This window comes from Rheinheimera sp., assembly GCF_020217005.1.
Lineage (GTDB): Bacteria > Pseudomonadota > Gammaproteobacteria > Enterobacterales > Alteromonadaceae > Pararheinheimera.
In genome coordinates this window covers 1-10,000 of the sequence record NZ_JAIWOI010000122.1, presented here as the reverse complement: position 1 = coordinate 10,000, position 10,000 = coordinate 1, and the positions used below count along the sequence as shown (strand labels likewise).

The 10,000-nt window shown below is 47.4% G+C and carries 12 protein-coding genes; all 12 read left to right on the top strand.

Annotation, left to right across the window (positions count from 1 at the left end):
• A partial coding sequence (locus tag LDL40_RS05955; RefSeq protein ID WP_300994270.1) for a flagellar M-ring protein FliF C-terminal domain-containing protein occupies window positions 1-748 on the top strand: 748 nt, incomplete at its 5' end.
• On the top strand, window positions 741-1,775 hold the full coding sequence (fliG, locus tag LDL40_RS05950; RefSeq protein WP_300994269.1) for a flagellar motor switch protein FliG: 1,035 nt from the start codon (window positions 741-743) through the stop codon (window positions 1,773-1,775). The genes LDL40_RS05955 and fliG, both read left to right, overlap by 8 nt.
• 28 nt (window positions 1,776-1,803) lie before the next feature.
• Window positions 1,804-2,601, top strand: a complete 798-nt coding sequence (gene fliH / locus LDL40_RS05945) for a flagellar assembly protein FliH (protein ID WP_300994268.1) — start codon at window positions 1,804-1,806, stop codon at window positions 2,599-2,601.
• Between the two features lie 27 nt (window positions 2,602-2,628).
• Window positions 2,629-3,966: a flagellar protein export ATPase FliI gene (fliI, locus tag LDL40_RS05940; RefSeq protein WP_300994267.1), complete on the top strand. Its 1,338-nt coding sequence runs from the start codon at window positions 2,629-2,631 to the stop codon at window positions 3,964-3,966.
• A 3-nt stretch (window positions 3,967-3,969) separates the two neighbouring features.
• Window positions 3,970-4,410 carry a flagellar export protein FliJ gene (gene fliJ, locus LDL40_RS05935; RefSeq protein WP_300994266.1) on the top strand — a complete coding sequence of 147 codons (441 nt, stop codon included), beginning with the start codon at window positions 3,970-3,972 and terminating at the stop codon, window positions 4,408-4,410.
• 125 nt (window positions 4,411-4,535) lie between these two features.
• Complete coding sequence (locus LDL40_RS05930) at window positions 4,536-6,473, top strand: flagellar hook-length control protein FliK (protein ID WP_300994265.1); 1,938 nt, start codon at window positions 4,536-4,538, stop codon at window positions 6,471-6,473.
• Window positions 6,474-6,634: 161 nt separating this feature from the next.
• The gene (gene fliL / locus LDL40_RS05925; protein ID WP_300994264.1) at window positions 6,635-7,162 is read left to right on the top strand and encodes a flagellar basal body-associated protein FliL; all 528 of its coding nucleotides are present in this window, start codon (window positions 6,635-6,637) and stop codon (window positions 7,160-7,162) included.
• Between the two features lie 12 nt (window positions 7,163-7,174).
• A complete protein-coding gene (fliM, locus tag LDL40_RS05920; protein ID WP_300994263.1) occupies window positions 7,175-8,263 on the top strand; it encodes a flagellar motor switch protein FliM in 1,089 nt (362 codons plus the stop codon).
• 2 nt (window positions 8,264-8,265) lie between these two features.
• Window positions 8,266-8,655 (top strand): flagellar motor switch protein FliN, encoded by a 390-nt coding sequence (gene fliN / locus LDL40_RS05915; RefSeq protein WP_300994262.1) that lies wholly within the window; start codon window positions 8,266-8,268, stop codon window positions 8,653-8,655.
• Window positions 8,656-8,756: 101 nt separating this feature from the next.
• The gene (fliO, locus tag LDL40_RS05910; protein ID WP_300994261.1) at window positions 8,757-9,080 is read left to right on the top strand and encodes a flagellar biosynthetic protein FliO; all 324 of its coding nucleotides are present in this window, start codon (window positions 8,757-8,759) and stop codon (window positions 9,078-9,080) included.
• A 1-nt stretch (window position 9,081) separates the two neighbouring features.
• Window positions 9,082-9,828 (top strand): flagellar type III secretion system pore protein FliP, encoded by a 747-nt coding sequence (fliP, locus tag LDL40_RS05905; protein ID WP_300994260.1) that lies wholly within the window; start codon window positions 9,082-9,084, stop codon window positions 9,826-9,828.
• Window positions 9,825-10,000: flagellar biosynthetic protein FliQ (locus LDL40_RS05900; RefSeq protein WP_300994271.1), on the top strand; the 176-nt coding region annotated here is incomplete at its 3' end. The genes fliP and LDL40_RS05900, both read left to right, overlap by 4 nt.

Below are 10,000 nucleotides of genomic sequence, written 5' to 3'. Positions count from 1 at the left end.
TCCTGGCGCATTAACCAACCAGCCACCATTAAACAGCGCTATTCCGGAGCAAGCGGTTGGTGCAGATGCCAGCAAGCCTGTGGTACCGGGCCGCAATACCAAGGAAATGACCCGCAATTACGAACTGGATACCACTATTAGTCATTCGACTCAGCAGTCTGGTTTGATCCGTCGTATCAGTGTGTCTGTAGCTGTCGATTATTTACCCGGCAGTACAGCGCCAGATGGCACTGTGACGCCACCTCAAATCCGTTCTCAGGCCGAAATTGCCAATATCAGGCGTTTATTACAAGGCGGCATTGGTTTTGACGTGCAACGGGGCGATACTATAGAAGTCGTGTCAGTACCTTTTGCCCGCAGTATTATGGCTGAAGCTGTAGAACCGCCAATTTACGAGCAAGAATGGTTTGCCCGTATGCTGAAGCTGGTGATGGGCACGCTGATTATCATAGTACTGATAGTAGCTGTAGTTCGCCCTATGCTGAAGAAACTGATTTACCCAGAGGATACGCAGGAAGCTTATGATGAGTCTTCATTGAGCAGTGGCCTGGATCTGGGCGACGAAACCATGGATATGTTAACCCGTGAGTTTGATGCTAAGTCTGTTGGTTTTGCGGCTGATGGTACCTTGATGTTGCCAGATTTGCATGGCGATGAAGATCTGTTAAAAGCGGTTCGTGCACTGGTAGCGAATGAACCTGAATTGTCCTCACTGGTCGTTAAAAATTGGTTAGCCGAAGATGAGTAATGTTGAAACCACCAAACCGAGCTTTGACGTCAGCAAATTAGATGGCGTGGAAAAAGCCGCCATCCTGTTGCTGAGTTTGTCAGAAGAGGACGCTGCACAGATTTTAAAACACCTTGAGCCTAAACAAGTGCAAAAGGTGGGTATGGCGATGGCTCAGATCGATGATCTGAACCAGGCTAAAATAGCTGCTGTGCATCGGCTTTTTATCGAACAAATTCAGAATTTCAGTACCATAGGTTTCCAGAGCGAGGAATTTATCCGTCGTGCTTTAACGGCCGCATTAGGCGAGGAGAAGGCCTCAAACCTGATCGACCAGATTATTTTAGGTGGTGGTGCCAAAGGTCTGGATTCACTGAAGTGGATGGACTCGAAGCAGGTGGCGAATATCATCCGCAACGAACACCCGCAGATCCAGACTATCGTATTGTCTTACTTAGAGCCTGAACAGTCGGCGGAAATTTTGTCACAGTTCCCGGAAAAAGTGCGCTTAGACTTAACTATGCGTATTGCCAATCTGGAAGAAGTACAACCTGCGGCATTACAGGAATTAAACGAAATTATGGAGAAACAGTTTGCTGGTCAGGCTGGTGCTCAGGCCGCGAAAATGGGCGGCTTAAAAGCTGCTGCTGATATCATGAACTACCTGGATACGAATGTTGAAGGTCAGCTGATGGATGCTATTCGTGAGCATGACGAAGAAATGGCGCAACAAATTCAGGATCTGATGTTTGTGTTTGAAAACCTGATCGATGTCGACGACCGGGCAATTCAGACCATACTGCGTGAAGTTCAGCAGGATGCTTTGATGAAAGCGCTCAAAGGTGCAGATGCCGACTTAAAAGAGAAGATCCTGAAAAATATGTCCAAACGCGCTGCAGAATTGTTGAATGACGATTTGGAAGCTATGGGACCAGTTCGTGTCAGCGAAGTAGAAGCAGCACAAAAAGATATCTTGTCGGTGGCCCGTCGTCTGGCCGATGCCGGCGAAATTATGCTGGGCGGTGGCGGTGGTGAAGACTTCCTGTAACAGGATAGTGGAGTAAAGCAGTATGACCATGGATCCATTTCGAACCAAACAGCCTTTTGCGCCAACGGATGAGTTACTGGAATTACTCAAACGTTGGCCAAGTCCGCAGCTCGACCCGGACAAAAAAGCCCCCCTTGGTAAAACCAATGCTTTAAATAAAACACTGCCGTCCCAAAAAGTGGCCACTGTCGCTGTCGAAGAGCAGACTGAGTTGGACATTAAACCTCTGACCGCAGACGATATTGAGCAAATCCGTCAGGCTGCTTATGACGAAGGCTTTGCGCAGGGCAAAGAAGAGGGGTTTTCGAAAGGTTATGAAGAGGGGCGCGAACAGGGCACAGCCGATGGTCTGGCTCATGGTCAGGCTGAGGGGAAAAAACTAGGCTTAGAGCAGGCAAGCGAAGAGATAGAGCAGAAAAAACGTGAACTGGCCGCTTTGCTGGATCAGCTGCAACAGCCTCTATTGCAAGTTGATCAACAGGTTGAACAACAACTGTTGCAGCTTTGTCTGGCCATGGCAGAAGCAGTCATTGCAGTTGAATGCAAAACCAATCCACAGGTGATTTTAAAAACCTTGTCCGATGCGACTTCAATCTTGCCACTACAAACGGAACATATTTTGATTAAACTCCATCCGGATGATCTGGCTGTGGTTGAGCAACACTTCAGTCCAGAGCAATTGGCTGAGCGCCACTGGCAATTACGCTCAGATCCCGCCGTTGAACAAGGCGGTTGTCTGCTGGAAACTCCGTTATCTTCCATGGACAGAAGTATCAAACACAGGGTGCAAAGCAGTCTGGAGCATTTCTTGCATTCTCCTGAATAATCCAAATCGGGAGCAGACAAATACAGCATGTCGTCATCGCAATTAGTCGCCAATTTAAAACAGCAACTGCAACATATTCAGAAGAGCAGACCTAATCTGGCCGGACGTTTGGTCCGGGTTGTTGGACTGACACTGGAGGCCACGGGCTGTACTGCCGCTATTGGCCAAACCTGCCATGTTGAAACTTCATCCGGCCAGCTGTTCGCTGAGGTGGTGGGATTTGCTAATGACCGCATTTTCCTGATGCCCAAAGACGATGTTTCAGGTGTAGTGCCTGGTGCCAAAGTGACGCCCCTGAGTGACTTTAAAGGCGTACCTTTGACTATGGCATTGCTGGGGCGGGTTATTGACGGTGCAGGTAAACCTCTGGATGGCAAAGGCCCTATTTTAAGTCAGGAATTTGGCGGTGCAAAAAAACCTCCGATTAACCCATTACAACGTCAGCCTATTCACGCGCCGCTGGATGTAGGAGTTCGGGCTATTAACAGCATCATTACGGTTGGCAAAGGCCAGCGGATGGGGTTGTTTGCCGGCTCTGGTGTCGGTAAGTCTGTGCTCTTGGGTATGATGACCCGCGGTACGGCGGCAGATGTCATAGTGGTCGGCCTGGTGGGGGAGCGGGGTCGTGAGGTGAAAGAGTTTATTGATGAAATTCTCGGTGAAGAGGGCCGTAAACGTTCAGTGGTCGTCGCTGCTCCGGCTGATGTGTCACCGCTGATGCGGTTAAAAGGTTGTGAGACAGCAGTGCAAGTGGCGGAATACTTCCGCGAGCAAGGCCTGGATGTACTATTGCTGCTGGATTCAATCACCCGTTACGCTCAGGCGCAACGGGAGATCGCTTTAGCCGTAGGTGAACCTCCTGCGACTAAAGGTTATCCCCCTTCGGTTTTTGCCAAATTACCGGCGCTGGTTGAACGGGCAGGAAACGGAGCTGCAGGTCAGGGTTCTATTACGGCCTTTTATACCGTGTTGTCCGAAGGCGATGATTTACAGGATCCTATTGCTGATGCCTCACGCGCTATTTTAGATGGCCACATTGTTTTGTCCCGTCAGCTTGCGGATAGCGGTCATTTTCCGGCTATAGATATTGAAAAATCTATTAGTCGGGTCATGCCTGCTGTGACCAGTATGGAACATCAAAAACTGGCCAGAGCGGTGAAACAACTGTATGCCTCTTATCAGCAAAGCAAAGATTTAATTTCTATCGGTGCTTATGTCAAAGGCGCTGATCCGCAACTGGATTCAGCCGTCACACTGATGCCAAAAATCCGTGGTTTTTTACAGCAGGAAATGAAAGAGGTTGTGCCTTATGACGAAAGTTTGGCGCAACTGGATAAATTGTTACCTGCTCATTTGGGACGATAAGTTATGGCACTGGCACAACTTCAATTGCTGGTTAAAGTACAGCAGGAAAAAGAAGACAAAATGCAGGCGCAGTACCGGGCTGCACTGCAGAACTATCAGTCGATGCAACAAAAGTATCAGGGATTGGCGGACTACAGGATTGAATACGTTCAACAAACCCAAAATCGTGGTCAGCAAGGTATGGAAAGTCGACAGTTTAATCAGTATCTGAATTTTATTGGCAAGCTGGACGCGGCCTTAACGGCACAGCAACAGTATGTGCAGCAAGCCAAGGCCAGCGCTGACCAGCGTTTGCTGCAACTACTTGCGATGCAAAAAAAGCGTAAAGCGATGGAAATACTGATTGAACGGGAATTAGCTGAATTACAGCGTAAAGCTGACAAACAGGAACAAAAAATGCTGGATGAAATTGCCACTCAACAGTTTTTCCGCAGAGTTAGTTAAGTTTGGCGCGTATTTTGTATGTCTTTTCATTATATCGTCTGCTCGGTGTTGTTTTGTCGATCTGACCTGAGCGAATCCGAATAACAGCAGAAAATAATCTGCATGCAGCAGGACCGGAGTGATAGATGACTGAATTTTTATCCATGACAATGCTAAGTACTGAGCCTGTATCTGCGGCTAAGCCACTAGCAGCACCAGCCGCCGACAGTGCATCAGAGCCCGATCAAAGTTTCGCTGCGACCCTTGCGGCCGAGGTCAATGGCAAAGCTGGGGAAAAAGCCGGAAAACATTCAGCGAAAACGCGGCAGAATACTGCCTCAGAACAAGCCGGTTCGAAAAAAGATAAAACTGCTGAGCCGCAAAATTCGGCTCAGGATGTAAAAAGTGACAAGCCGCAGACCTTAAGCGAAACTGCGGTTGCACAGGCTGAAGATGCCAGCACAGAAGCTGTGGATCAGGAACTGGATCAATTGCAGAACGAAAAAGGCGACGCAGACCAGGCTCACTGGTTGCAATTACTGGACAAAGCAAAAACTCTGCAAGAACGTTTGAGCCAAACTGAAACTGACAAAGCGGCAGTATTGGCCGATCCTGAGTCAAAGGCTGAACCGCTGCCAAGCGATGAGCTGGCACAGATCATCGCGACAGCTAAGCAGCAAACTGACAAAACCAAGGCCCTTGACGGTGCTGTAACAGATCAGGTTGCTGCAGCCAAAACTAAAGTAACAACGCAAAGTGAAGCTGCAATTTCGCTTGATGAAAAATTGCTTACTGAACAAAATTCAGAGCAGCATCTGACAGAAGATGAACTGGCTGCTTTAAAACTTGTGAGCCAATCAGATAAAACCCTAACGGATAAAGCTATTGCTGATAAAGCAGCTACAGGCAAAAATCCGCCAACGGATGCAGTGTTGAAACAAAACCTCGTTGAACAAAAAGTGCTGCAGTCTGCAGAAGGTGCAGCCGCTGCTGCCGACAAGCTGACAACAAAACCTGATGTAGTGATTAACAAAGATACAGGCCCAGATCGGGTTAAAAATCAGTTGGCTATCGAAAAACCTTTGAAAACTCTGGACACAGCACAAGGCGAAAAACAAGCTGAACCAGCGGCAGAAGTTGGCGTTGCAATCAGCAGCAAAACCCCACTTCAAACTGAACAGATCAATAGCCCATTAAAATCTGTGTCCGTGGTGGCTATGGCCAGCGAACAAGACACAGAGCAACAAACTGCAACCGATACAGAAAATCCTGCACCTTCATTTACCGAGCCTAAAGCGTCAGTGCAGGCCCAAAGCGCAGCAACTTTAGTGGCTGCACCAGCTTCTCAGGCAAAAGCAGCAGTGGCCGAACCTAAAGTCACCACTGAAGAAGCATTAAAGCAAATTCAGAGTGCGACTACTGCAATGCAGGGAGAGCAGGGTGCATCATCTTCTTCAGGTGAATCTTCTTCGCACAACTCAGCTGATGCTGTACTTTCGGTGATTGAGCAGCAAAAAACCAACCAGCCGCTGACGACAGAAACAAATAGCTTCAGTAACCAGCTCAAATCCAGTCTGGAAAAAACCGGTTCTGCTATCTCAGTGGCCAGCCGCGATTTGGTGTCTGAGCAAAGTCAAAAACAGGTGGACCAGTTGGGGCAAAAGCTGAATTTGATCCAGCCTGAGGCATCAAATCAGTTAAAAGAAAAAATGCTGATGATGGTAAAGGATAAAGTACATACGGCGGAAATCCGCCTGGATCCGTCTGAACTTGGCTCAATGCAAATTAAAATAAGTCTGCAGCAAGATCAGATGTCGGTGCAGTTCATGGTTCAGCAAGGCAATGCCAAAGACCTGATGGAACAGCAAATGCCAAAATTAAAAGAGTTATTACAGCAACAAGGTATTGAATTGAGCCAGGGCTCAGTGCAACAGCAAAACCAATCCTCTTCAGGGCAGGAAGGTGGTCGTCGTAGTGCTGGAGGTTCTGGGTTGGGTTCATCCTTAGAAATAGCTGATGATGTGATGGAATCCGCTGTGATACCTGCTAAAAACTCTGATCGGGTGGTGGATTATTACGCCTGATTTTTTACTCAGAACGTTCATTATCAGGGCTGAATACCGGTCGAAAACTGAACGTGGTCAGCTCGGACGTGCAGAAAAGCGGCAGATGCACAGTTAGTGATTGCCTTTGATGAAAGCCAAGGTCAATAATACGGCTTCATCACAGTAGAAAAGGAATAAAAATGGCTGCGGGTAAAGACTTAGAAATTGGTGAAGGCCAGGCGAAAAAGAAAAAACTGATCATCATCATAGGTGGCGTCGTGCTGCTAGCCGTTATCGCCGTAGTGGTAGTGCTGATGATGTCAGGAGGTTCATCCGAACCTGAGCCTGCGGAAGCCGCTGCAGCTGATACTGCTGTAGTTGCGGATCCAAATGCTGTTGCAGCCAAAGGTTCTGCATTGTATGTCAGTATGCCAAGACCTTTTATCTTTAACGTGCCTGGCGCATCCAAAGATCGTCTGGTGCAGATTAAAGTGCAATTGTTGGTGCGGGGTTCCAATAACGAGGAAACTGCGAAGGTACATATTCCTTTAATTGAAAGCACCTTACTACGCACCTTCAGTACCAGCAACGCGGAAGAGTTGATTACGGTAGAAGGCAAAGAAAATTTAAAGAAAAAAGCACTAAAAGAAGTGAAGGCAGCATTAACAGATGTTGCCGGCAGTGATGTAGTAGAAGAAGTGCTTTTCACTGGTTTCGTGATGCAATAAGAGAGCAACAGCTTGACTGATTTATTGTCCCAGGACGAAATTGATGCGCTACTGCATGGTGTCGATGACGTTGAAGAAGAAGAGGTCGAAGAAAGTGGCGACGGTCGTGGCCGATCCGCGACCGAATACGACTTCTCCTCACAGGATCGTATCGTGCGTGGTCGTATGCCCACGCTCGAAATGGTCAATGAGCGGTTTGCCCGTCATATGCGGATCAGCTTATTTAATATGATGCGCCGCACGGCTGAAGTGTCGATCAACGGCGTGCAGATGATTAAGTTTGGCGAATATGTGCATACCCTCTTTGTTCCTACCAGTTTAAATATGGTGCGCTTCAGACCGTTAAAAGGCACTGGCCTTATCACAATGGAAGCTCGTCTGGTCTTTATTCTGGTAGACAACTTCTTTGGTGGCGATGGTCGTTATCACGCAAAAATTGAAGGTCGTGAGTTTACTCCTACCGAGCGTCGTATCATTCAGATGCTGCTGAAGCTGATCTTTGAAGATTACAAAGAAGCCTGGGCTCCGGTTATGGACGTATCTTTTGAATATCTGGATTCTGAAGTGAACCCGGCTATGGCCAACATCGTCAGTCCGACCGAAGTGGTGGTGATAAGTTCGTTCCATATTGAGCTTGATGGCGGCGGTGGGGACTTCCATGTGGCATTGCCTTACTCCATGCTCGAGCCTATTCGCGAATTGTTGGATGCGGGTGTGCAAAGTGATAAAGAAGACACCGACTTGCGCTGGAGTAAAGCTCTGCGTGACGAAATCATGGATGTGAAAGTGGACTTGACCACAAAAATGCTGGATGTGGATATCACTCTGGAGCAGTTAATGAACCTGCAGGCCGGGGACATAATTCCAATCGAAATGCCGGATCATATTACGGTTCTGATTGAAGATTTACCAACGTACAGAGCGAAAATGGGGCGTTCCCGTGACAATATTGCTCTGAAAATTATTGAAAAAATTAAACGACCTGAATCCGTTAAATCCGAAATGCATGTGTTCACTAAAGGCGGTCGACGTCTGGACAGCGATGCAGATATCAGTGAACTGGAAGCGGATTTAAACTTATCTGAACGTGGGGGGAGATAATCATGGCGAATGAACAGGATACCATGGATGAATGGGCCGCAGCTTTAGCTGAGGCCGAAGGTGATAGTGGTGCTACTGCAGTTGAACTGGACGAATTAAAAGAAGAACCCGCGCAACTGACGGTAGATGAAAAGCGTAAACTCGATACGATTTTAGATATACCAGTGACTATTTCTATGGAAGTTGGCCGCGCCAAAATCAGTATTCGTAACCTGCTGCAGCTGAACCAGGGCTCTGTGGTTGAACTGGAGCGTTTGGCTGGTGAGCCACTGGACGTGTTGGTTAATGGTACTTTAATAGCTCATGGTGAAGTCGTGGTTGTGAACGACAAGTTTGGTATTCGTCTGACAGATGTTATTAGTCAGATTGAACGTATTAAGAAGCTGCGCTGATGCGGTTACTGTTTTTGTTCATCCTACTTTGTCCAGGTTTGGTTTTAGCTGAGACAGTGGCGACAGCGGTGAGCGCAGCGCCATCAGCACAAGGTAATGGTATGAATACCATGAACATTCTGAATGTGTTTGGCTCTTTGCTTATAGTGTTAGGCTTATTATTTGGACTAGCCTGGCTTTATAAAAAGCTGGCGATCAAATTGCCCGGCTCCAGCCATATCAAAATAGTCAGCTCTGTGATGCTTGGGCCCCGCGAACGCTTGTTAGTGGTCGAGGTTCAGGGTAAACAACGGGTATTAGGCGTTACTGCAAACCAAATCAATATGTTGTTTGAATTGGACCAACCTTTGGTTGACGAACCGACGGCAGCCGACTGGCGCAGCCAGTTTCAGGCCCTTCTGCAAAAACAAAAGTCGAACTCTTAATATGTGGCCATTTATTGTATTAGTACTGTTGTTTTTATCTCCGGATCTGCTGGCTCAGCAGGGCGGTGGCTTGTCTGCATTATCGGTGACAACAAACCCGGATGGTTCACAGGACTACAGCGTAACACTGCAAGTGTTGGCAGTGATGACAGCGCTGAGTTTCCTGCCAGCCATGATCATTATGATGACCTGTTTTACCCGCATAATTGTAGTATTAGCCATTTTACGTCAGGCCATAGGTTTACAGTCGTCGCCTTCTAACCAGGTGTTGATTGGTATTACGGTCTTTATGACATTTTTTATCATGGCGCCTGTATTTGATGAAGTGAATCAAAAGGCTCTGCAGCCTTATCTGGCGGAAGAAATGACGTCTATTCAGGCTTTTGATGAAGCGTTAAAACCAATGAAAGCTTTTATGCTGCATCAAACCCGGATGAAAGATCTGGAAACTTTTGCCGAAATAGCCGGCACGCCTAAAGTCGACAACGTGGCTGACTTACCTATCACTGTGGTGATCCCGGCTTTTGTCACCAGCGAGCTAAAAACCGCATTCCAGATTGGCTTTATGATCTTTATCCCGTTTTTGATCATCGACTTGGTAGTCGCCAGTATATTGATGGCCATGGGTATGATGATGTTATCCCCCATGATCATCGCTTTGCCCTTTAAATTGATGATGTTTGTGCTGGTCGATGGCTGGCTGCTGGTGATGGGGACTCTGGCTACCAGCTATGGAGTGGGGACATGAGTCCAGAGGTTTTTGTTGATATTTTAAGTGATGCCCTTTGGCTGGTGATCTTAATAGTGTCCATGGCCATTATTCCATCGCTAATTGTTGGCCTGGTCGTGTCAATTTTTCAGGCAGCCACTTCTATCAACGAACAAACCTTAAGCTTTTTACCCAGGTTAATCGTCACTTT